The sequence below is a fragment of the Pseudomonas sp. NFACC37-1 genome (assembly GCF_900101575.1).
In the GTDB taxonomy this organism is placed as follows: domain Bacteria; phylum Pseudomonadota; class Gammaproteobacteria; order Pseudomonadales; family Pseudomonadaceae; genus Aquipseudomonas; species Aquipseudomonas fluorescens_AA.
The window spans coordinates 38,178-60,006 of sequence record NZ_FMUZ01000027.1 but is presented as its reverse complement, the minus strand read 5'-3'; the positions used below and the strand labels follow the sequence as shown (position 1 = coordinate 60,006).

Sequence of the window (21,829 nt, the reverse complement as noted above, 5' to 3'; positions counted from 1 at the left end):
CATTGGATCCGCGGGATCCGCAGTATCTGGCACGTATCAGTCAAAACTGGGAATAATGTTGGCCTTGTCGATCATATCGATCGGCAACAGGAACTCATGGTCATCTACCTGCACCACGACGTCCTGCTCTTCTACACCGCGCAGAAGGCCTTGGAAGTTGCGTCGACCTTCGAAAGGCGAGCGCAGCTTGATCTTCACTTGTTCACCGGCAAACAAAGCGAACTGTTCAAGTGTGAACAGGGGGCGCTCCATGCCAGGCGAGGAAACTTCAAGGGTGTATTCGGAGGTGATTGGATCTTCGACATCCAGTACACCGCTGATCTGACGGCTGACGATGGCGCAATCGTCCACCAACACGCCGCCTTCCTTATCGATATAAACGCGCAACAGTGAGTGGCGACCTTGAGCCGAAAACTCAATACCCCAGCATTCATAGCCAAGGGCCACGACCACCGGGGCCAACAAGGCCTGCAACTGTTCTAGCTTGCTCGACACCTGAACCCCCTCGTGCATGTTTGTGCATGCTGTGCAAATAAAAAAAAATGGGCGAATCGCCCATCACTGAAACGCCGTCGAATAGCGGCGTTATAAAGTGTCCAGCTAACAAAAAGCCCCTTGGAAGGGGCCCCTGAAACTGGTTGCGGGAGCCGGATTTGAACCGACGACCTTCGGGTTATGAGCCCGACGAGCTACCAGACTGCTCCATCCCGCGACAAAGCTGGGGCGGAAGTATACGACCGATCCCTTACAGGGTCAATGTAACCCTTCCACCTACAAGAAAGCCCGCAATCGCGGGCTCTCCTGATAATTGGTACCGAGAAGGGGACTCGAACCCCTACACCCTATGGGCACAACCACCTCAAGGTTGCGTGTCTACCAATTCCACCACCTCGGCAATACAGCGTTTGAAACCTTCTTACTTCTGCTCTTGAGCTGGAGGCACGTCAGTCGCCGGGTTGGCCGACTTTTGCTCTTGAAGCACCGGGACATCATCAGAAGCCGGTTGTTGCTTGGGCGCTTCCAGTACCGCTGGGTTTGGCAAACCTACTTGAGTCAGCTCGTGAGCTTTCTCTTTAGCAAAGTAACCTAACCCCAAGCTGGTCATGAAGAAACCGGCGGCAAGTATAGCAGTAAACTTACTAAGAAAGGTAGAGGAACCTTGGCTTCCGAACACAGTATTTGAAGCACCTGCACCGAAAGACGCACCAGCATCCGCACCTTTACCCTGCTGCAGCAATACGAGAGCAACTACGCCCAGTGCACCCAGCAGATGAAAAACGACTACGACTGTTTCCAGCATTTTTTCAGTTTCCCGCGGCGCGACAGATCGCACCGAACTCATCTGCATTCAGGGACGCTCCACCAATGAGCCCCCCATCGATATCCGGCATGCCGAACAGTTCGGCCGCATTGGCCGCCTTCACGCTGCCGCCGTATAGAAGCCGCACACCTCGTGCCACTTCAGAATTCTCTTCCGCCAACTGCGCGCGGATGGCTGCGTGCACATCCTGCGCCTGTTGCGGCGAAGCCGTCAGCCCGGTACCAATGGCCCAGACTGGCTCGTAGGCAATGACTGCCTTTGCAAAAGCACCGACACCCAGGTCTTCGATGATGCTGCCGAGCTGACGCCCGACAACCTCAAGGGTCTTGCCGGCTTCACGCTGCGCGAGGGTTTCCCCTACGCACAACACCGGAATCAGACCACAGGCCTGGGCTGCAGCAAACTTGCGGATCAAGGTCTTGTCCTGCTCGCCCATGATCTGGCGACGCTCGGAATGTCCAACCAGGACCAGGGAGCAACCTGCATCCACCAACTGACTCGGTGCAATCTCACCGGTCAACGCACCTTGCATGGATTCCACCGCAGAGTTCTGCGCGCCGACCGAAATCGACTTGCCTTTCAAGCCATCAATCACCTGATTGATATACAAGCAAGGCGGGAATACCGCGACATCAACACCGCTTGGCAAGGCCAGATGACGAAGGCCATTGATCAGCTCAGCGACGCTGGCGCGGGTACCGTGCATCTTCCAGTTACCAGCTACCATAGGGCGACGCATGCTGTACCTCGTCGGTCAAAGTGGGCGCAGATGTTACCCAACCGATTCATGACTGGCAAGCCGAATTCAGGCAGAAACTTCAGTAACCAGTTTTGCCAGCTCTTCGGCATAACCGCGAACTTGCGCTTCGTCCTCGCCTTCGACCATGACACGCACCAAAGGCTCTGTACCGGACTTGCGCAACAACACGCGCCCACGCCCCGCCATCGCCTCTGTCACGCGCTCGCTGGCCTGCTTGACCTGCGCATGTTCGAGAGGGTTCACACCACCACCGAAACGTACGTTGATCAACACTTGCGGGCATTTACGCAATGCCTGGCGCGACTGTGCGAGCCCTTCGTTGCGCGCCTTGAGCGCCATCAGCACCTGCAGGGCCGCAATGATCGCATCACCGGTGGTGGTATGGTCGAAGCACACGATGTGGCCGGAGTTCTCGCCCCCGATCACCCAGTTACGCTCCAGCAACTCCGAAATCACGTAGCGGTCGCCCACATTGGCCCGCACGAACGGGATATCCAGGTCCGCCAGGACCAGCTCAAGCCCGAGGTTGCTCATCAGGGTACCGACCACACCGCCCTGCAGCTTGCCGCGCCCATGCAGGTCACGAGCAATAATGAACAGCAGTTCGTCACCATCGACGACCGTACCGGTGTGATCGACCATCAGGACCCGATCACCGTCGCCATCGAAGGCAATACCGAGATCGGCCTGCTCGGCCAGCACTGCCGCCTGCAACGCCTCGGTATGGGTGGAACCACAGTTGTGGTTGATGTTCAGGCCATTGGGCTGGGCGGAAAGCACCACCACGTCGGCACCCAGCTCGCGAAACACGCTCGGCGCGACTTTATAGGTGGCGCCATGAGCACAATCGACAACAATTTTCAGGCCGGAAAAGCTGGTACCGGTCGGCACGCTGCCTTTGCAGAACTCGATGTAGCGACCCGATGCATCGTTGATCCGCGACACCTTGCCGATCTTGCTCGACTCGACCACGGTCATCGGCGCGTCCAGCAATTCTTCGATCATCAGCTCGATGTCATCCGGCAGCTTGGTCCCCTGGCCGGAGAAGAACTTGATGCCATTGTCATCATGGGGGTTGTGCGAGGCACTGATCACGATGCCCGCCTGGGCCTGGAACGTACGGGTCAGGTAGGCGATGGCCGGCGTCGGCATCGGGCCCAGCAGCATCACATCGGCGCCCGCCGACGTCAGGCCGGCCTCGAGCGCCGATTCGAACATGTAGCCGGAAATTCGCGTGTCCTTGCCGACCAGCACCTTGCAGGCGCCCATCTTGCGGAATGCCATGCCTGCCGCCCAGCCGAGCTTGAGCATGAAATCAGGGGTAATAGGGTATTCGCCGACCCGACCACGAATACCGTCGGTGCCAAAGTATTTCTTGCTCATAAGTGCTCCGTCATTCTTATTCGGCTGAATCCACAGCTGCGATCATCCGCACGACATCCATCGTTTCGGCTACATCGTGCACGCGCAATATGCGCGCACCTTTGGCGAGGGCCAAGGCCGCAAGGGCGAGACCACCATACAGGCGCTCTCCCACCGGCCGCCCCAGGGCATTGCCTATCATGCTCTTTCGCGAGACCCCAACCAACAGGGGCCGCCCCAGGGCGTGCAAGGCTTCCATATGTTTGAACAGGCTCAGATTGTGCGCCAATGTCTTGGCAAAGCCGAACCCGGGATCAAGGATGATCCGCTCGGCGGGAATGCCCACGGCAGCACATTGGTCCAGACGCGCCACCAGGAACTCACCTACCTCCCTGGTCACATCATCATAGTGCGGGTCGTTCTGCATGGTCCCCGGTTCGCCGAGCATATGCATCAGGCAAACCGGCAAACCGGTGGCCGCCGCGGCATCCAGGGCACCATCGCGTTGCAAGGACCGAACATCATTGATCAGGCCCGCCCCCAGTCGCGCAGTCTCGCGCATGACCGCAGGCGTGGACGTATCGACCGAGATAATGACATCGAGTTCGCGATGGATGCGCTCGACAATCGGCGCCACCCGCTCCAGCTCTTCGATGGGCGAAACCGCGCGCGCACCCGGCCGGGTCGATTCCCCCCCCACATCGATCAGTGTCGCGCCAGCGGCCACCATGGCCTCGGCATGCCGCAGCGCAGCATCGAGCTGGCTGAATCGACCACCATCGGAAAAGGAATCAGGCGTGACATTGAGAATGCCCATGACATGTGCATGGGCCAAATCAAGAACCCGGTTGCCGCAAGGCAACCGGGTCGAGGACTGAACAGAAGTCATTTCAAGCCTTAGACATCAGCGGCCGGACCGCCAATCGGTGTTTCCGGACGCTCACCCTGTACCGCCGGAGGTGTACCGGAAGTACCGGTACCACCACCCGACCAGTCACGAGGCTCGCGAGGCTCGCGACCCGCCATGATGTCGTCGATCTGCTCGGCATCGATGGTTTCGTACTTCATCAGGGCATCGGCCATGGCATCGAGCTTGTCACGGTTGTCCGTGAGGATCTGCCGGGCAGTGCCGTAGCACTGGTCGATGATGCTGCGCACTTCGGAATCGATCAGCTTGGCCGTTTCGCCGGAGAAGCTTGCATGCTGGCCACCGCCACCACGACCGAGGAACACTTCCCCTTCTTCTTCGGCGTACATCAGCGGCCCCAGCTTCTCGGACAGGCCCCACTTGGTGACCATGTTCCGAGCGATCTGACTGGCGCGCATGATGTCGTTGGATGCCCCGGTGGTCACACCGTCGAAGCCCAACGTCATCTCTTCAGCGATACGACCGCCGTACAACGAACAGATCTGACTGATCAATGCACGCTTGGACAGGCTGTAGCGATCCTCTTCCGGCAGGAACATCGTCACGCCCAGGGCGCGACCGCGCGGGATGATCGAGACCTTGTAGACCGGATCATGCTCAGGCACGACACGACCAACGATCGCGTGACCCGCCTCGTGATACGCGGTGTTCTGCTTTTCTTTCTCCGACATGACCATGGATTTGCGCTCCGCGCCCATCATGATCTTGTCCTTGGCCAGTTCGAATTCCTTCATTTCCACGACGCGCTTGCCGGTACGAGCGGCGAACAGCGACGCTTCGTTGACCAGGTTCGCCAGGTCGGCACCGGAAAAGCCCGGCGTACCACGCGCGATGACGGCCGGAGCGACGTCGTCGCCCATCGGCACCTTGCGCATATGGACCTTGAGGATCTGCTCGCGACCACGAATATCCGGCAGCCCCACCACGACCTGGCGGTCGAAACGACCTGGACGCAACAGCGCAGGGTCGAGCACGTCAGGGCGGTTGGTGGCGGCGATCACGATGATGCCGTCGTTCATTTCGAAACCGTCCATCTCGACCAGCAACTGGTTGAGGGTCTGTTCGCGCTCGTCGTGACCGCCACCCATGCCGGCGCCACGATGGCGACCAACGGCGTCGATTTCGTCGATGAAGATGATGCAAGGCGCGTGTTTCTTGGCCTGTTCGAACATGTCGCGAACACGACTGGCGCCCACGCCGACGAACATTTCGACGAAGTCGGAACCGGAAATCGTGAAGAACGGCACCTTGGCTTCACCGGCAATCGCCTTGGCCAGCAAGGTTTTACCGGTACCTGGAGGGCCGACCATCAGCACGCCGCGTGGAATACGACCGCCCAGGCGCTGGAACTTGCCCGGATCGCGCAGGAACTCGACCAGTTCGCCTACTTCTTCCTTGGCTTCGTCGCAGCCTGCGACGTCGGCCAGGGTGGTTTTCACCTGGTCTTCGGAAAGTAGCCGGGCCTTGCTCTTGCCAAAGCTCATCGGCCCGCCTTTGCCACCGCCACCGCCCTGCATCTGCCGCATGAAGAACATGAACACGGCGATGATCACCAGGATCGGGAAGCTGGCCACCAGGAGCTGGGTCCAGATGCTTTGCTGTTCAGGCTGCTTGCCTTCGACCACGACATGGTTGTCCACCAGGTCGCCAATCAGGCCATTGTCCTGGATTGCCGGACGAATGGTCTTGAAACTGTCGCCGTCGGTGCGCTTGCCGGTAATCACATAGCCATCAACGGCTACGCGCTCGACCTTGCCATCCTTGACCTGCTGGATGAAGTCGGAATAGTTGAGGGTCTGCGGCTCGTTAGGGCTGGAGAAGTTGTTCATCACGGTCACCAGGACAGCGGCGATGATCAACCACAGGATCAGATTCTTTGCCATATCGTTCAATTAACTACCCTCTGAAGCAAGCTCCGCTACTGGCGCGCGCTTCGCATGATATTCACCGGCCTAACTTACTACATTACCTACGACTCTGGCAGGCGCCGTCTGTAACCCTTTGTGAAACTTTGACCGCATAATTTTGGTTACGCGGCTTTTTCAATGCGAGACAAAAAAAACTATCGCCCTGCTCAAAGACGCTCATCACTGGCCGCGCCTTCGACACCGCGAAAGCCCCGCGCCAGCAGATACTGCTCGCGAGAACGGTCACGGGACGACAATGGCTTGCGCATCTGCACCTTGTCGAACAACTTGCGGATGCCCTTGTGGTACTCGTCGAAGCCTTCACCCTGGAAGACCTTGATCAGAAAATCACCGCCTGGACGCAGAACCCGCCCCGCAAGATCCAAGGCCAGCTCGCTGAGGAACATGGCACGAGGCATGTCGACAGCCGCTAATCCACTCATATTGGGGGCCATATCGGAAATCACAAGGTCAACTTGCGTATTTCCGACGGCTTCCAGGATTTTCGCCAGTACGGCGTCTTCAGTGAAGTCACCCTGGATAAAGGTCACATCAGGGATGCTGTCCATTTCCAGGATGTCGGAAGCGATCAAGCGGCCCTGACCACCAATCAGACGACTGGTAACCTGGGACCAGCCGCCCGGTGCCGCGCCGAGGTCGATCACGGTCATGCCTGGACGAATCAGGCGATCCTTTTCCTGGATCTCCAGCAATTTATAGCTGGCACGAGAGCGATAGCCGTCTTTTTGCGCCATTTTGACGTACGGATCGTTGAAATGCTCTCTGAGCCAGTTCTGGCTAGTCTTGGAACGGGCCACGGGCCACCTCTAAAAATAAAACGGGTCGTGATTAAGTGGGCGGTCCCGGACTTGCTCGGGTAAACTGGCCGCCGCTTTTTACAAGATCAGACGCAGGGGTCAGATTATGCCGCTCACTCAAGAGCAGAAGAAACAATACAAATCCATTGGCCACCATCTGAAACCGGTTTTGACTGTGGCTGACAACGGTTTGACTGAAGGTGTACTCGCCGAACTGGAGCGCGCCCTGGGCGATCACGAGCTGATCAAGATCAAGCTCAACATCCTCGATCGCGAAGCCCGCCTGGCTGCCGTTGCCGAATTGTGCAAGACCGGCAAGGCAGACCTGGTACAGGTCATCGGCAAGATGGCGCTGATTTATCGCAAGAATTTCAGCGTCAACAAGCAACTGTCGAACGTTCACCGCTTCAAGTGATGCCAAAGGGTCAAGGGTGTGCTTCGCACACCCTGCCGCTCCACCCCGGAACCGGCTGCAAGACCAGTACCAGACCGGAAAAACCCAGCACCAGGTAACTGAATACCTGCCACTGGCTCGCATCCGGCCAGCCGAGATGCACGGCAAAGAACATCCCGCACGCATACAACGACATGAGCAGCAATTGCCCACGAATGTCGCGCCATAGACTGGCAAGGCCTTCGACCTGAACCAGCACCAACGCCTGAAACATCACGCACGCCGCGGAAAAACCCACCAGCAGCGCCGTCAGCATGCCTGCGATCTCATCAATGAGCAGCGGTGCCAGGCCCACTCGCCCCAGCACCGGCAGCAAACCGATGTGCAGCAACCAGATGCCGCCCACCCACAACATCTGGGTGAGCTGCCAGATCATGGCGCCCGCTCGCAGCGGGCGCCTTCGTTCAGATGTGACGGACTTCGACAATCTCATACTCGATGACACCACCCGGTGTCTTCACCGCCACCACATCGCCCTCTTCCTTGGCAATCAAGGCGCGAGCAATGGGTGAACCAACGGAAATCTTGCCGAGCTTGATGTCTGCCTCGTCCTCGCCAACGATCTGGTAAGTCACGCTTTCATCAGTCTCGACGTTGGCGATTTCCACCGTGGTGCCGAAAATCACTTTGCCGGTATGTGGAATCGTCGTGACATCGATGATCACCGCATTCTGCATGCGGCCTTCGATGTCACGGACACGCGCCTCGACCATCCCCTGCTCCTCTCGGGCAGCGTGGTATTCGGCGTTTTCCTTGAGATCGCCCAGCTCACGCGCTTCACCAATAGCCTGGCTCAAGCGCGGGCGCTCGACCTTGGTCAGGAAAGCGTGTTCTTCTTCCAGGGCCTTCGCGCCCTGAACAGTCATCGGGTACTTGGTTATGCTCATGCCTTCAATCCTGCATGTAGATCCTGCAAGCGACGCACGGTCTTCTCGGGACCGAACTTGAGCGCTTCGCAGATCGCTTCGCCTGCCGCAATGGTCGTGGTGCAGTAGATCTTGTGCTGCAGCGCATTGCGACGAATGGAGTAGGAGTCAGCGATCGATTGACGACCTTCGGTGGTGTTGATGATCAGCGTGACTTCGTCATTCTTGATCATGTCGACCACGTGCGGACGCCCCTCGGTCACCTTGTTCACGCGGCGCACTTTCAGGCCTGCGGCTTCGATCAGCCTGGCAGTACCGGCAGTGGCGACCACTTCGAAGCCCAAGTTGATCAGATCGCGGGCTACGCCTGCAACCAGTGGCTTGTCGTCATCACGCACGCTGATAAACGCCGTGCCACCAGTCGGCAACACCTCGCTGGCGCCCATCTGGGCCTTGGCAAACGCCTCACCGAAGGTATCGCCCACGCCCATCACTTCACCGGTGGACTTCATTTCCGGGCCGAGGATCGGATCCACGCCTGGGAACTTGGCGAACGGGAACACCGCCTCTTTCACGCTGTAGAAATTCGGAATGATTTCTTTGGTGAAGTTCAGCTCTTTCAGGGTCTTGCCGGCCATGACTCGCGCCGCGATCATCGCCAGGGAAACACCGATGCACTTGGAGACGAACGGCACGGTCCGGGAAGCGCGCGGGTTGACTTCGATGACGTAGATATCTTCGCCCTGCAGGGCCAGTTGCACGTTCATCAGGCCGACGACGCCCAGCTCCAGGGCCATTTTCTTGACCTGCTCACGCATCTCGTCCTGGATGTGCGCTGGCAACGAGTAAGGCGGCAGCGAACAGGCGGAGTCACCGGAGTGAACACCGGCCTGCTCGATGTGCTGCATGATCGCGCCGATCACCACGTCCTTGCCGTCGCTGACCGCGTCCACGTCCATTTCGATGGCGCAGTTGAGGAAGTGGTCCAGCAGCACGGGGCTGTCATTGGAGACCTGGACCGCTTCGCGCAGGTAGCGCTTGAGTTCGTCTTCCTGATAGACGATTTCCATCGCACGGCCGCCCAGTACATAGGACGGACGCACCACCAGCGGGTAACCGATCTTGGCGGCGGCACGAATCGCTTCGTCTTCGCTGCGCACGGTGGCGTTTGGCGGCTGACGCAAGTTCAGGCGCTCGACCATCTGCTGGAAGCGCTCACGATCTTCGGCGCGATCGATCGCATCCGGGCTGGTACCGATGATCGGCACACCGGCGGCTTCCAGGGCACGGGCCAGCTTCAGCGGGGTCTGGCCGCCGTACTGGACGATCACGCCTTTTGGCTTCTCGACGCGGACGATTTCCAGCACGTCTTCCAGGGTCACTGGCTCGAAGTACAGGCGATCGGAGGTGTCGTAGTCGGTGGACACGGTTTCCGGGTTGCAGTTGACCATGATGGTCTCGTAACCGTCGTCGCGCAGGGCCAGTGCCGCGTGTACGCAGCAGTAGTCGAACTCGATGCCCTGGCCGATCCGGTTAGGACCGCCCCCCAGGATCATGATCTTGTCCCGGGTCGATGGTGCGGCTTCGCACTCTTCTTCGTACGTGGAGTACAGGTAGGCGGTATCGGTGGCGAACTCGGCCGCGCAGGTGTCGACGCGCTTGTAGACCGGGAACACTTCCAGCTTGTGGCGATGCGCGCGCAGGCTCTTCTCGGTCACACCCAGCAACTTGGCCAGGCGCATGTCTGAGAAGCCTTTGCGCTTGAGGCGGAACATGGTGTCGCGGTCGATGCTGGACATGCCCAGGGTCTTGACCTTCTCTTCTTCCTTGATCAGATCTTCGATCTGCACCAAGAACCAAGGGTCGATCATGTTCATGCCGAAGATCTGCTCGACGGTCATGCCGGCGCGGAAGGCATCGGCCACGTACCAGATACGCTCGGCGCCCGGCACGGTCAGCTCGCGCTTGAGCACGCTCATGCTTTCCGGGTCGGCCAGGTCCAGCTTCGGATCAAGACCGCAAACGCCCACTTCCAGGCCGCGAAGGGCTTTCTGCAAGGATTCCTGGAAGGTCCGGCCGATGGCCATGACTTCACCGACCGACTTCATTTGAGTCGTCAGGCGGGCATCGGCCTTGGCGAACTTCTCGAAGGCGAAGCGTGGCAGCTTGGTCACGACGTAGTCGATGGACGGTTCGAAGGACGCCGGGGTCTTGCCACCGGTGATGTCGTTCGACAGTTCGTCCAAGGTGTAGCCCACGGCGAGCTTGGCCGCGACCTTGGCAATCGGGAAACCGGTGGCCTTGGACGCCAGGGCCGACGAACGGGAGACCCGCGGGTTCATCTCGATGACCACCATGCGACCGGTGTTCGGGCAGATGCCGAACTGGACGTTGGAGCCGCCGGTTTCCACGCCGATCTCGCGCAGTACCGCCAGGGAGGCGTTACGCAGGATCTGGTATTCCTTGTCGGTCAGGGTCTGGGCCGGTGCGACGGTGATCGAGTCGCCGGTGTGCACGCCCATCGGGTCGAAGTTCTCGATGGAGCAGACGATGATGCAGTTGTCCTTTTTGTCGCGGACAACTTCCATTTCGTATTCTTTCCAGCCGATCAGGGATTCGTCGATCAGCAGTTCCTTGGTCGGCGACAAGTCGAGACCACGGGCGCAGATTTCTTCGAATTCTTCACGGTTGTAGGCGATGCCACCACCGGTACCGCCCATGGTGAAGGACGGACGGATGATGCACGGGAAGCCAAGGCGTTCCAGGACGGCGTTGGCCTCTTCCATGCTATGGGCGATGCCCGAGCGCGGGCAGTCCAGGCCGATGGATTTCATCGCCTTGTCGAAGCGCGAACGGTCTTCGGCCTTGTCGATGGTGTCGGCGTTGGCGCCGATCATTTCCACACCGAACTTCTCCAGGACGCCTTCGCGCTCCAGGTCCAGGGCGCAGTTGAGCGCGGTCTGGCCGCCCATGGTCGGCAGCAGCGCGTCCGGGCGCTCCTTCTCGATGATCTTGGCAACGGTCTGCCACTTGATCGGCTCGATGTAGGTGGCGTCGGCCATGGCCGGGTCGGTCATGATGGTGGCCGGGTTGGAGTTCACCAGGATGACGCGGTAGCCCTCTTCGCGCAGGGCTTTACAGGCCTGGGCGCCGGAGTAGTCGAATTCGCAGGCCTGGCCGATCACGATCGGGCCAGCGCCGAGAATCAGGATGCTTTTTATGTCTGTACGTTTTGGCATGGGTTTGTCACTCAAATCCGCAGGTCAGTCGGCTAGGCCGTCGAACAATCTTTGAAGCGCCCGAAGGGGCCGCCGCACTCGGGGCCGCCCTCGGGCTTCACGCGGTCAGCGTCGCTTGGCCATCTCGTTGATGAAGCGATCGAACAGCGGCGCCACATCGTTCGGGCCCGGGCTCGCTTCAGGGTGGCCCTGGAAGCTGAACGCGCTCTTGTCGGTACGCTCGATACCTTGCAGCGTGCCGTCGAACAGCGACTTGTGAATCGCACGCACGTTGGCCGGCAGGGTCGCCTCATCCACCGCAAAACCGTGGTTCTGGCTGGTGATCATCACCACGCCGGTATCCAGGTCCTGCACCGGGTGGTTGGCACCGTGGTGGCCGTGGCCCATTTTCAAGGTCTTGGCGCCCGAAGCGAGGGCCAGCAACTGGTGACCGAGGCAGATACCGAACACCGGGATCTCGGTTTCCAGCACGTCCTTGATCGCCTGGATCGCGTAGTCGCAAGGCTCCGGGTCACCCGGGCCGTTGGACAGGAACACGCCGTCGGGCTTGAGGGCCAGGACATCGGCGGCCGGGGTCTGGGCCGGTACCACGGTGACGCGGCAGCCACGCTCGACCAGCATGCGCAGGATGTTCAGCTTGACGCCGTAGTCGTACGCCACCACGTGGTAGGGCAGTTCGGAAGCCTCGATCGTCGCGTGACTGTCGGTCTTCAGGTCCCAGACCGTGGAGCGCCATTCGTATTGTTTCTGGGTGCTGACGACTTTCGCCAGGTCCATGCCCTTGAGGCCAGGGAAGCCCTGGGCAGCGGCAATGGCGGCTTCTTCGGAAATGTTGTCGCCAGCCATGATGCAGCCGTTCTGCGCGCCTTTTTCCCGAAGGATGCGGGTCAGGCGGCGCGTGTCGATACCGGCGATCGCCACGACGTTGTTGGCTTTCAGGTAATCGGACAGGGACATCGTGTTACGCCAGTTGCTCGCTACCAGCGGCAAGTCACGGATGACCAGGCCGGCGGACCAGACACGATCGGACTCGGCGTCTTCCGGCGTGGTGCCGGTGTTGCCGATGTGCGGGTAAGTCAGGGTAACGATTTGCTGGGCGTAGGAAGGATCGGTAAGAATTTCCTGATAGCCGGTCATTGCGGTGTTAAACACCACCTCACCAACGGTCTGACCGTCGGCTCCAATGGCTTCGCCGCGAAAAATGCTGCCATCAGCAAGGGCGAGTATGGCTGGCTTAGTCAAGAAGACCTCCCGTAAATAAAGCCTGAAAGGGCGATCGCAGGTTGTAAAAAAGCGGAGTGACGTATGGACACGTCACCCCGCTTGTTCACTGAATTATTCTGCGCGCTTTTAGTGGACACACTAAAGCTGTAGCTTACAGAAAAAGGCTTTTTTGGTCCACCGCTAAAGAGCCTTAAAGGCAGGGGAATGCGACAGGCCGTCGCGAAGCGGTGTAAAACGGGGCGCAGTATAACCTGAACCCCGCCTTCAATGACATCAACGCAGGTCGAGAACGTCCTGCATGTCGTACAAACCAGGCTCGCGGCCGTCCAGCCACAACGCGGCACGCACGGCACCCTTGGCGAAGGTCATCCGGCTGGAGGCCTTGTGGGTAATCTCCAGGCGCTCGCCTTCAGTGGCGAACAACACCGTGTGATCACCTACCACATCACCACCGCGCACAGTGGCGAAACCGATGGTATCGCGCTCACGGGCACCGGTATGCCCTTCACGCCCATACACGGCGACTTTCTGCAGATCACGCCCCAGCGCATCGGCAATCACTTCACCCATGCGCAAGGCCGTTCCCGAAGGTGCGTCGATCTTGTGCCGGTGATGCGCCTCGATGATTTCGATATCGGCATCGTCACCCAAGACCCGGGCCGCCATGTCCAGCAGCTTCAGCGACAGGTTCACACCCACGCTGAAGTTCGCCGCGAACACGATTGCGATGTCGTTGCCCGCCTCGGCCAGCAGTTGCTTCTGCGCAGCATCCAGCCCCGTGGTGCCAATCACCATGGCCTTGCCATGCTTGCGGCAGATCGCGAGGTTTTTCAGCATCACGTCCGGCAGGGTGAAGTCGATCAGCACATCGAACTCGTCCAGCACCTTCTCCAGGCCGCCGGACATCGGCACGCCGATACGCCCCAGCGAAGCCAGCTCGCCAGCATCGGCGCCCACCAGCGTACTGTCGGGCCGAACGATGGCCGCCGTCAGGCCGGAGAGCGGCGAGCGCTGCTGCACCGCTTCGACCAACGCCTTGCCCATGCGCCCCGCAGCGCCCATCACAGCTATACGTCGCATGCGAACTCCTTACAGGTCGCCGAAGAAGCGCTTCACGCCTTCGAACCAACCGGTGGTTTTCGGGGAGTGACTGTTGTCATCCGCCAGCGTGCTGCGGAACTCTTCCAAGAGTTCACGCTGACGCCGACTCAGGTTGACCGGTGTCTCCACTGCAACACGGCACATCAGGTCGCCCGCACCACCGCCACGCACTGGCGCGACGCCTTTGCCACGAATCCGGAACTGTTTGCCGGTCTGCGTGCCCTCGGGAATTTTCAGCTTGACGCGACCGTCGAGGGTCGGGATCTCGAGCTCGCCACCCAAGGCCGCATCGACGAAGCTGATTGGCACTTCGCAGAACAGGTGCTTGCCGTCGCGCTGGAAAATCGCATGCTCGCGCACGTTGATGACCACATACAGGTCGCCAGTCGGGCCTCCCTGGGCACCCGCTTCGCCTTCGCCGGACAGGCGAATGCGGTCACCAGTGTCGACACCGGCCGGCACTTTGACCGACAGCGTCTTGTACTCTTCGACACGCCCTTCGCCATGGCAGGAATCGCACGGGTCGGAAATGATCTTGCCTTGACCATGGCAACGCGGGCAGGTCTGCTGGACCGAGAAGAAGCCCTGCTGCATGCGAACCTGGCCGATGCCGCCGCAAGTCGGGCAGGTCACGGGCGAGGAGCCCTTCTTTGCACCCGAGCCATCACACGGCTTGCAGTTGACCAATGTCGGCACACGGATATTGACGGTGGTACCGCGCACCGCTTCTTCCAGGTTCAGCTCCAAGGTGTAGCGCAAGTCGCTGCCACGCTGGGCGCCACCACGGGCACCGCCGCGACCGCCGCCGAAGAAATCGCTGAACACGTCGCCGAAAATATCGGAGAAGTTCTGGCCGCCGAAACCGGCACCGCCGCCGCCCATGCTTGGGTCGACACCGGCATGCCCGTACTGGTCGTAGGCCGCGCGCTTGCTGGAATCGGACAGAACTTCGTAAGCCTCGTTGGCTTCCTTGAACATCTCTTCCGACGCTTTATCGCCGGGATTACGGTCCGGGTGGTGCTTCATCGCCAGGCGACGATAAGCCTTTTTCAGCTCTGCCTCGCTGGCCCCCCGCTCGACACCCAATACTTCGTAAAAATCACGCTTCGCCATTAGTCTTTGCACTCTTATAGGACGTCCGGCAAACCTCTCCTGAACCTTGCCAAACTCGTTGAGCCCCAATACAGGCCCGGACCCAACTCACGTCAATTCAACGATCCTGGTCTTTAAATATTTCAGCCAGGGCCCCGGCCAAAACGCAGTGCTCATTGCCGGAAAGCAGGAGCATTCCCGAACGCACCGCCAACATCCGAACACTGTCGCATGCTGTAAAAATTCCCTAGCTCCAGACACGCCAACGCGGGAGCAAGCCCCCGCGCGGCGACATCCTACCAGCCACCGCACAAGTGCAGTCAACCGGCCGACCAACAAGCGATTACTTGTGGTCTTTCACTTCTTCGAACTCGGCATCCACGACGTCGTCGGCTTTTTCGGCCGATTCGCCCTGGGCAGCCGCGCCTTCAGCGGGCTGAGCCTGCTCGGCGTACATCTTCTGAGCCACTGGCGCGGAGACCTTGGACAGCTCTTCGATCTTCGCCTCGATGGCCGCCTTGTCGTCGCCTTTCACAGCGGCTTCCAGGGCAACCACGGCCGCTTCGATGGCGGTTTTCTCTTCCGCGGTCACTTTCTCGCCAGCATCAGCGATCATCTTGCGGGTCGAGTGCACCAAGGCATCGCCCTGGTTACGGGCGCTGGCCAGCTCTTCGAACTTGCGGTCTTCCTCGGCGTTGACTTCAGCATCGCGAACCATCTGCTGAATTTCTTCCTCGGACAGGCCGGAGTTGGCCTTGATCACGATCGACTGAGTCTTGCCAGTGGCCTTGTCTTTGGCGCCGACGTGCAGGATGCCGTTGGCGTCGATGTCGAAGGTCACTTCGATTTGTGGCACGCCACGTGGCGCTGGTGGAATCTCGGCCAGGTCGAACTTGCCCAGGGATTTGTTCTGGGCAGCCTGCTTGCGCTCACCCTGCAGCACGTGGATGGTCACGGCACCCTGGTTGTCGTCGGCCGTCGAGAACACCTGGGATTTCTTGGTAGGAATCGTGGTGTTTTTCTCGATCAGCGCGGTCATCACGCCGCCCATGGTTTCGATACCCAGGGTCAGCGGGCTGACGTCGAGCAGCAGAACGTCCTTCACGTCACCGGCCAGAACAGCGCCCTGGATGGCAGCGCCCATGGCAACGGCTTCGTCCGGGTTCACGTCCTTGCGAGCTTCTTTGCCGAAGAAGTCGGTGACCAGCTTCTGAACCAGCGGCATACGGGTCTGGCCGCCCACCAGGATCACGTCGTTGATCGAACCAACGTCGATACCGGCGTCTTTCATGGCGATACGGCAAGGTTCGATGGTGCGCTGAACCAGGTCTTCCACCAGCGCTTCGAGCTTGGCGCGGGAGATTTTTACGTTCAGGTGCTTAGGACCGGTGGCGTCTGCGGTGATGTACGGCAGGTTCACGTCGGTCGACTGGCTCGAGGACAGTTCGATCTTGGCTTTCTCAGCGGCTTCTTTCAGGCGCTGCATGGCCAGCGGGTCACCCTTGAGGTTCATGCCGCTTTCTTTCTTGAACTCGTCGACGAGGTAGTCGATCAGGCGGATGTCGAAGTCTTCACCACCGAGGAACGTGTCACCGTTGGTTGCCAGTACTTCGAACTGGTGCTCGCCGTCGACTTCAGCGATCTCGATCACGGAGACGTCGAAGGTACCGCCACCCAGGTCGTAGACGATCACGGTGTGGTCGCCCTTGGCCTTGTCCATACCGTAGGCCAGAGCGGCCGCGGTCGGTTCGTTGATGATACGTTTTACGTCCAGGCCCGCGATGCGGCCGGCGTCTTTGGTCGCCTGGCGCTGGCTGTCGTTGAAATAGGCTGGAACCGTGATGACCGCCTCGGTCACCGCTTCGCCGAGGTAGTCTTCGGCGGTTTTCTTCATTTTCTTGAGGATTTCAGCCGAGATCTGTGGCGGTGCCATTTTCTGGCCGTTCACTTCAACCCAGGCGTCGCCGTTGTCAGCCTTGGCGATTTTGTAAGGCACCATCTTGATGTCTTTCTGAACGACTTCTTCGTCGAACTTGCGACCGATCAGACGCTTCACCGCGTACAGGGTGTTATGCGGATTGGTCACTGCCTGACGCTTGGCCGACTGGCCAACCAGAATTTCGCCATCATTGGCGTACGCGATGATCGACGGCGTGGTACGCGCGCCTTCAGCGTTCTCAATAACCTTGGCCTTGCCGTTTTCCAGCACGGAGACGCACGAGTTGGTGGTCCCCAGGTCGATGCCGATAATCTTGCCCATGTTAACTCTCCCGGAACTTGGATTTGGTTGCCGCAGCAGTGGTGGCTAACTGCGGTAGCACTTAAACGCTTGACTTATAGATGGGGCCGCTGCGCCCGATTTCAAGCCTGCTCATCAATAGAAGGCGAAACCGGTGCCGGTGCCTTGCTGACCACGACCATGGCCGGGCGCAGCAGACGGCCATTAAGCAGATAGCCCTTCTGGAAAACCTTCAGAACACTGTTTGGCTCGACGTCGGCACTTTCCTGCATCGCCATGGCCTGGTGATGCTCGGCGTTGAAGGGCTCGCCATGGGGATCAAGGGCTTCGAGCTGATAACGCTTGAGGGTGTCCTGGAACATTTTCAGGGTCAGCTCGATGCCTTCACGCATCGGACGGATGTTCTCGTCGTCCGGGTTGGACAACTCCAGGCCGCGCTCCAGGCTGTCGATAATCGGCAGCAGGTCGCCGGCAAAACGCTCCAGGGCGAATTTATGGGCCTTTTCTACATCTTGCTCGGCGCGACGGCGGACATTCTGCAGGTCGGCGGCTACACGCAACGCCTGATCCTGCGCACCGGCCAGCTGCTCCTCAAGCACTTGTACACGTGCCGCCAGGTCTTCACCGGAATCCTGGGAAGCCTGATTGGCGTCTAGATTTTGCGTGTCCTGCGTCTGTTCGTCAGCCATAGAGATTTCTCCTTTCAACTTCGTCCGCGAGCTCGACTCGCGCTTCTGCCCCGGTATATGGGGCCGGGTTTTCCAGCTTCAAGGGCCAACTGACGAATTAACCTTACAAAAAGCAGCTGCATAATCATTCCTCACGGCGCTAAGAAAATCACTTTCCCAAGCAAATCGAGCTAAGCGCGGGCATTGTCAGGCCGAAACAAAACACTGTATAAATAACCAGACCTAAAGCCTGGGAGCGGCCTTATGCTGGTGCACCTGTCCGTACACAACTACGCCATCGTCGAACATCTCGACCTCGAACTCGATCGAGGCATGAGCGTGATCACCGGTGAAACCGGCGCGGGCAAGTCGATCATGCTCGACGCCCTGGGCCTGACGCTGGGCGACCGCGCCGACAGCGGCGTGGTGCGCCCCGGAGCGGACAAGGCCGACATCCTGGCGACGTTCGACCTGGTCGACATCCCCGAGGCCAGCGCCTGGCTGGCCGAACGCGACCTGGACACCGACGGCCTGTGCATCCTGCGCCGGGTCATCACCGCCGAAGGCCGCTCCCGAGGCTACATCAACGGCACGCCCTGCCCCCTGGGCGATCTCAAAGCCCTCGGCGAACTGTTGATCGACATCCACAGCCAGCATGAACACCAATCCCTGCTCAAGACCGATACCCATCGTCGCCTGCTGGATGAGTACGCCGGCGCCACCGACCTGGCCCGGCAAGTCCAACTGGCCGCCCAACGCTGGCGCCAGACCCGACAGGAGCTCGATCGCCTTTCCAACTCCGGCGACGAACAGCGTGCCCGTCACCAGCTATTGAGCTACCAGCTCGAAGAACTGGAGAACCTGTCCCTGGGTGAAAATGAACTGGAAGAACTGGAACAGGAACACAAGAACCTGACCAACGCCGAAACCCTGCTGGGCATCTGCCGACAGGTGGTCGAACAATGCAGCGAGAGCGATTCGGGCAATGTGCTCAATGCCCTGACAGCCAGCCTGAACCGCCTCTCCAGCGTGAACAATTCGGTGGGCGCCCTGAACGAAGCGACCAACCTGCTGACGAGCGCGCAGATCCAGGTCGAGGAGGCCGTTGGGGAACTGAACCGCTTCCTTGATCATTTCGATGCCGACCCGGCCCGCCTGCAGTACCTGGAAGAGCGCCTGGACACCATCTATACACTGGCGCGCAAGCACCGCATCCAGCCAACCGACGTTGCCGAACTCCAACAGCGCCTGCTGGAAGAGCTGGAAACCCTGAACGCCAACGATGAATCCATCGAGCGCCTGGGGGACGAACTGGCTTCTTATGCCCGTCATTACCAGGAAAAGGCCAAGGAACTCAGTGAACTGCGGCGCCAGGCCGCGACAGGGCTGGCCAGTGCCGTGGAGCAGGAGATCCAGCGCCTGGGCATGCCGGGCGGACGCTTCACCATCGAATTGCGCCCCAACGCCGGTGACGAGCTCCAACCCAATGGGCTGGAACAGGTGGAACTGCTGGTCAGCGCCAACCCCGGACAACCGCTCAAGGGCCTGGCCAAAGTCGCCTCCGGCGGTGAGTTGTCGCGAATCAGCCTGGCCATCCAGGTCATCACCGCGCAAACCTCTCGGGTGCCAACACTGGTATTCGACGAAGTGGACGTGGGCATCGGTGGCCCAACCGCGGAAATTGTCGGCCAGTTGCTGCGCCGACTAGGGGAACGCGGCCAGGTGCTGACCGTCACTCACCTGCCCCAGGTCGCCGCCCAGGGACACCAGCACTTATTCGTGCACAAAGTGCGTGGCGAGGACGCGACTCGCACCGCCGTGTCCAAGCTCAACAAAAACGAGCGGGTGGAAGAAGTGGCGCGAATGCTCGGGGGTATCGACCTCACCAAGGAATCCCTGGCCCACGCGAAAAAAATGGTCGTTACTGCAAAAATCTGAGAGCGACAGAAAGCACGAAGGCGACCCTGGGGTCGCCTTCGTTCGTTTCGCGAACCTTAAATCCGCGCGACATGCTTACTTTTTCTTGCGTACGTACAGTACAAGATTGTGATCAACCATCTCGAAACCGTACTTCTCGACGATTGCTTTCTGCAGCCGCTCGATTTCTTCGTCGAAGAATTCGATGACTTCACTGGTCTCGACGTTGACCATATGGTCGTGATGCTTGCCATCGTCCAGTTCGAAGACCGCATGGCCTCCGTCGAAGTTGTGTCGCACCACAAGGCCAGCTGCCTCGAACTGGGTCAGAACACGGTAAACCGTGGCCAGACCGACGTCCTCGCCAGCCTCCATAAGCGCCTTGTAGACATCCTCGGCACTCATGTGGCGCTGCTCTGCGGAATCGAGCATTTGTAGAATCTTGACCCGTGGCAGGGTCACTTTGAGGCCGGCTTTGCGTAGTTCGCTATTTTCAACCATGGTCAGCTTTCTCGCGATGCTGCTTCGCAGCTTCTCTTAATGCGGGTATGATCGGCGTTTACGTTGTCCCAGCCAAGATAGTGGAAGTCGCCCACCGATGCAAAACACCAAGCTCTTGCTAACCAGTTTCACCTTTGTGGGACTGCTCGCACTCGCCGGTTGTTCATTCCCCGGGGTTTACAAAATCGACATCCAGCAGGGCAATGTCGTCACGCAGGACATGATAGACCAGTTACGCCCGGGAATGACCCGCCGGCAAGTACGGTTTATCATGGGTAACCCTCTGCTGACCGACACGTTCCATGCCGATCGCTGGGATTATCTGTACAGCTTGCAGCCAGGTGGCGGTGAGCGCCAACAGGAACGCATCAGCGTTATCTTCAGCCCTGACGACCAACTTGTCAGCTTGTCGGGCGACTTCATGCCTGGGGTGAGCCGCGACGAGGCCATCATGGGCAAGGAAAGCGGCACCACCGTGACCGATCCGACCCAGAATGCCGAACAGCCGAAACCGGAAAAACCGGCCAAGCCAGGTTCGTTGCTGGACCAGATCCAGAAGGACGTGGACAAAGTCGAGACCGTACCGGTCCCGACACCAGAGCCTCTGGACACCTCGCCGCAATAAATTGCGACATGAAAAAACCCGGCATGCCGGGTTTTTTATTGCCTGCGATTCAGACCAAGTCATTGCTCCGATTGTCGCGCAAGGGCAGCCTTGGCCGCGCGCAGGCGACGAATTTCCTTCGGATCAGCCAACAACGGTCGATAAATCTCCAATCGATCCGCCGCTTGCACCACTTGATTAGCCGGATCGGCAACCACCTTGCCAAAAATCCCCACCGGGCACGTCGCCAGGTCCAGCTCCGGGAATGCATCGGCAATCCCCGAGCCCAGCAGTGCCGCGCGAACACTGGTACCTTCCTGCACCACGCACGTGCGCAGGACCTGACGGTCCACCGCGGCATACACCACTTCTATCTCAATCAACGCTTGAGCTCTGCATTCTGCTTGGCCCGCTGGCAGAACGCGTCAACTAGCGTATTGGCGGCTTGATTGAACAGCGGCCCCAACGTCGCCCGCACCAGCGGACCGGCGTAGTCGAACGACAGGTCCAGGCTGATCTTGCAGGCTTTTTCACCCAAAGGCTTGAACACCCAGACGCCGTGGAGCTGATTGAAGGGCCCCTCTTCCAGGTTCATTTCGATGGACTGCCCCGGCACCAGCGTATTACACGTGACGAAGCGCTGGCTCAAGCCACTCTTGGCAATGTTGAGGCTGGCGCGCATCTGGGTTTCGGAGCTTTCCAGCACCTCGGCGGATGAGCACCACGGCAAGAACTCCGGGTATCTCGCCACATCGTTGACCAGGTCATACAGCGCCTGCGCCGGGTAAGGCAGCAAGGCCGAGCGTTGAATATGTGTCGTCATGTAAG

At 59.6% G+C, this 21,829-nt stretch carries 21 protein-coding genes and 2 tRNA genes; 3 read left to right on the top strand and 20 right to left on the bottom strand.

Translation table 11 applies throughout. The annotated features are described in order from the left end of the window. Positions 1 to 36: 36 nt before the first annotated feature. From rimP to rlmE, 9 genes are all read right to left on the bottom strand, one after another. A complete protein-coding gene (gene rimP / locus BLP82_RS22900) occupies positions 37 to 495 on the bottom strand; it encodes a ribosome maturation factor RimP (RefSeq protein ID WP_053118762.1) in 459 nt (152 codons plus the stop codon). A gap of 140 nt (positions 496 to 635) precedes the next feature. Continuing rightward, a tRNA-Met gene (locus tag BLP82_RS22895) sits at positions 636 to 712 on the bottom strand. 97 nt (positions 713 to 809) lie between these two features. Then, positions 810 to 895: transfer RNA gene (locus BLP82_RS22890), tRNA-Leu, on the bottom strand. A 21-nt stretch (positions 896 to 916) separates the two neighbouring features. After that, entirely contained in the window at positions 917 to 1,300 is a 384-nt protein-coding gene (gene secG / locus BLP82_RS22885; protein ID WP_003197714.1) for a preprotein translocase subunit SecG, read from the bottom strand. 4 nt (positions 1,301 to 1,304) lie between these two features. Then, positions 1,305 to 2,060, bottom strand: a complete 756-nt coding sequence (gene tpiA, locus BLP82_RS22880; RefSeq protein WP_060739219.1) for a triose-phosphate isomerase — start codon at positions 2,058 to 2,060, stop codon at positions 1,305 to 1,307. A gap of 66 nt (positions 2,061 to 2,126) precedes the next feature. Next, on the bottom strand, positions 2,127 to 3,464 hold the full coding sequence (glmM, locus tag BLP82_RS22875; RefSeq protein WP_092173278.1) for a phosphoglucosamine mutase: 1,338 nt from the start codon (positions 3,462 to 3,464) through the stop codon (positions 2,127 to 2,129). A 16-nt stretch (positions 3,465 to 3,480) separates the two neighbouring features. Continuing rightward, entirely contained in the window at positions 3,481 to 4,332 is an 852-nt protein-coding gene (gene folP, locus BLP82_RS22870; protein WP_092173275.1) for a dihydropteroate synthase, read from the bottom strand. A gap of 8 nt (positions 4,333 to 4,340) precedes the next feature. Beyond that, positions 4,341 to 6,254: an ATP-dependent zinc metalloprotease FtsH gene (gene ftsH / locus BLP82_RS22865; RefSeq protein ID WP_053118351.1), complete on the bottom strand. Its 1,914-nt coding sequence runs from the start codon at positions 6,252 to 6,254 to the stop codon at positions 4,341 to 4,343. 191 nt (positions 6,255 to 6,445) lie between these two features. Further along, positions 6,446 to 7,096, bottom strand: coding sequence for a 23S rRNA (uridine(2552)-2'-O)-methyltransferase RlmE (rlmE, locus tag BLP82_RS22860; protein WP_060739222.1), 651 nt, complete (start codon positions 7,094 to 7,096; stop codon positions 6,446 to 6,448). A gap of 106 nt (positions 7,097 to 7,202) precedes the next feature. Here rlmE and BLP82_RS22855 point away from each other — a divergent pair, with 106 nt between their 5' ends. Further along, entirely contained in the window at positions 7,203 to 7,511 is a 309-nt protein-coding gene (locus BLP82_RS22855) for a YhbY family RNA-binding protein (RefSeq protein ID WP_003177852.1), read from the top strand. Positions 7,512 to 7,521: 10 nt separating this feature from the next. Here the strand turns inward: BLP82_RS22855 and BLP82_RS22850 are convergent, their stop codons facing one another. The 8 genes from BLP82_RS22850 to grpE all read right to left on the bottom strand — a co-directional run bounded on the left by BLP82_RS22850 (position 7,522) and on the right by grpE (position 18,000). Continuing rightward, positions 7,522 to 7,926: an MFS transporter gene (locus BLP82_RS22850; protein ID WP_092173272.1), complete on the bottom strand. Its 405-nt coding sequence runs from the start codon at positions 7,924 to 7,926 to the stop codon at positions 7,522 to 7,524. 28 nt (positions 7,927 to 7,954) lie between these two features. Continuing rightward, positions 7,955 to 8,431 (bottom strand): transcription elongation factor GreA, encoded by a 477-nt coding sequence (gene greA, locus BLP82_RS22845; RefSeq protein WP_030139783.1) that lies wholly within the window; start codon positions 8,429 to 8,431, stop codon positions 7,955 to 7,957. A 2-nt stretch (positions 8,432 to 8,433) separates the two neighbouring features. Continuing rightward, positions 8,434 to 11,655 (bottom strand): carbamoyl-phosphate synthase large subunit, encoded by a 3,222-nt coding sequence (gene carB / locus BLP82_RS22840; RefSeq protein WP_063322988.1) that lies wholly within the window; start codon positions 11,653 to 11,655, stop codon positions 8,434 to 8,436. A gap of 105 nt (positions 11,656 to 11,760) precedes the next feature. Next, a complete protein-coding gene (gene carA, locus BLP82_RS22835) occupies positions 11,761 to 12,897 on the bottom strand; it encodes a glutamine-hydrolyzing carbamoyl-phosphate synthase small subunit (RefSeq protein ID WP_053118343.1) in 1,137 nt (378 codons plus the stop codon). Between the two features lie 255 nt (positions 12,898 to 13,152). Continuing rightward, entirely contained in the window at positions 13,153 to 13,959 is an 807-nt protein-coding gene (gene dapB, locus BLP82_RS22830) for a 4-hydroxy-tetrahydrodipicolinate reductase (protein WP_060739225.1), read from the bottom strand. Between the two features lie 9 nt (positions 13,960 to 13,968). Further along, positions 13,969 to 15,093, bottom strand: a complete 1,125-nt coding sequence (gene dnaJ / locus BLP82_RS22825) for a molecular chaperone DnaJ (RefSeq protein ID WP_092173268.1) — start codon at positions 15,091 to 15,093, stop codon at positions 13,969 to 13,971. 322 nt (positions 15,094 to 15,415) lie between these two features. After that, positions 15,416 to 17,368, bottom strand: a complete 1,953-nt coding sequence (dnaK, locus tag BLP82_RS22820) for a molecular chaperone DnaK (protein ID WP_256211756.1) — start codon at positions 17,366 to 17,368, stop codon at positions 15,416 to 15,418. Between the two features lie 65 nt (positions 17,369 to 17,433). Further along, positions 17,434 to 18,000 (bottom strand): nucleotide exchange factor GrpE, encoded by a 567-nt coding sequence (grpE, locus tag BLP82_RS22815; protein ID WP_060739227.1) that lies wholly within the window; start codon positions 17,998 to 18,000, stop codon positions 17,434 to 17,436. 243 nt (positions 18,001 to 18,243) lie between these two features. Here grpE and recN point away from each other — a divergent pair, with 243 nt between their 5' ends. Then, positions 18,244 to 19,917, top strand: a complete 1,674-nt coding sequence (recN, locus tag BLP82_RS22810) for a DNA repair protein RecN (RefSeq protein ID WP_072411328.1) — start codon at positions 18,244 to 18,246, stop codon at positions 19,915 to 19,917. A gap of 75 nt (positions 19,918 to 19,992) precedes the next feature. Here the strand turns inward: recN and fur are convergent, their stop codons facing one another. Further along, positions 19,993 to 20,397: a ferric iron uptake transcriptional regulator gene (fur, locus tag BLP82_RS22805; RefSeq protein WP_026013299.1), complete on the bottom strand. Its 405-nt coding sequence runs from the start codon at positions 20,395 to 20,397 to the stop codon at positions 19,993 to 19,995. Positions 20,398 to 20,494: 97 nt separating this feature from the next. On the opposite strand from fur, the gene BLP82_RS22800 reads away from it, so the two are divergent. Continuing rightward, positions 20,495 to 21,022, top strand: a complete 528-nt coding sequence (locus BLP82_RS22800) for an outer membrane protein assembly factor BamE (protein WP_092173265.1) — start codon at positions 20,495 to 20,497, stop codon at positions 21,020 to 21,022. A gap of 59 nt (positions 21,023 to 21,081) precedes the next feature. Here BLP82_RS22800 and BLP82_RS22795 read toward each other — a convergent pair whose 3' ends face one another. After that, complete coding sequence (locus BLP82_RS22795) at positions 21,082 to 21,384, bottom strand: RnfH family protein (protein ID WP_092173262.1); 303 nt, start codon at positions 21,382 to 21,384, stop codon at positions 21,082 to 21,084. Next, positions 21,381 to 21,824 carry a type II toxin-antitoxin system RatA family toxin gene (locus BLP82_RS22790; protein ID WP_092173259.1) on the bottom strand — a complete coding sequence of 148 codons (444 nt, stop codon included), beginning with the start codon at positions 21,822 to 21,824 and terminating at the stop codon, positions 21,381 to 21,383. The genes BLP82_RS22795 and BLP82_RS22790 overlap by 4 nt, the downstream gene beginning before the upstream one ends. Positions 21,825 to 21,829 lie beyond the last annotated feature (5 nt).

What these genes read in the sequence shown, in the direction of transcription:
- secG (WP_003197714.1), bottom strand. Translation starts at nt 1,300, where the DNA reads ATGCTGGAAACAGTCGTAGTCGTTTTTCATCTGCTGGGTGCACTGGGC.
- grpE (WP_060739227.1), bottom strand. Translation starts at nt 18,000, where the DNA reads ATGGCTGACGAACAGACGCAGGACACGCAAAATCTAGACGCCAATCAG.
- tpiA (WP_060739219.1), bottom strand. Translation starts at nt 2,060, where the DNA reads ATGCGTCGCCCTATGGTAGCTGGTAACTGGAAGATGCACGGTACCCGC.
- BLP82_RS22790 (WP_092173259.1), bottom strand. Translation starts at nt 21,824, where the DNA reads ATGACGACACATATTCAACGCTCGGCCTTGCTGCCTTACCCGGCGCAG.
- dnaJ (WP_092173268.1), bottom strand. Translation starts at nt 15,093, where the DNA reads ATGGCGAAGCGTGATTTTTACGAAGTATTGGGTGTCGAGCGGGGGGCC.
- BLP82_RS22800 (WP_092173265.1), top strand. Translation starts at nt 20,495, where the DNA reads ATGCAAAACACCAAGCTCTTGCTAACCAGTTTCACCTTTGTGGGACTG.
- BLP82_RS22855 (WP_003177852.1), top strand. Translation starts at nt 7,203, where the DNA reads ATGCCGCTCACTCAAGAGCAGAAGAAACAATACAAATCCATTGGCCAC.
- ftsH (WP_053118351.1), bottom strand. Translation starts at nt 6,254, where the DNA reads ATGGCAAAGAATCTGATCCTGTGGTTGATCATCGCCGCTGTCCTGGTG.
- dapB (WP_060739225.1), bottom strand. Translation starts at nt 13,959, where the DNA reads ATGCGACGTATAGCTGTGATGGGCGCTGCGGGGCGCATGGGCAAGGCG.
- recN (WP_072411328.1), top strand. Translation starts at nt 18,244, where the DNA reads ATGCTGGTGCACCTGTCCGTACACAACTACGCCATCGTCGAACATCTC.
- folP (WP_092173275.1), bottom strand. Translation starts at nt 4,332, where the DNA reads ATGACTTCTGTTCAGTCCTCGACCCGGTTGCCTTGCGGCAACCGGGTT.
- fur (WP_026013299.1), bottom strand. Translation starts at nt 20,397, where the DNA reads ATGGTTGAAAATAGCGAACTACGCAAAGCCGGCCTCAAAGTGACCCTG.
- carB (WP_063322988.1), bottom strand. Translation starts at nt 11,655, where the DNA reads ATGCCAAAACGTACAGACATAAAAAGCATCCTGATTCTCGGCGCTGGC.
- glmM (WP_092173278.1), bottom strand. Translation starts at nt 3,464, where the DNA reads ATGAGCAAGAAATACTTTGGCACCGACGGTATTCGTGGTCGGGTCGGC.
- BLP82_RS22850 (WP_092173272.1), bottom strand. Translation starts at nt 7,926, where the DNA reads ATGATCTGGCAGCTCACCCAGATGTTGTGGGTGGGCGGCATCTGGTTG.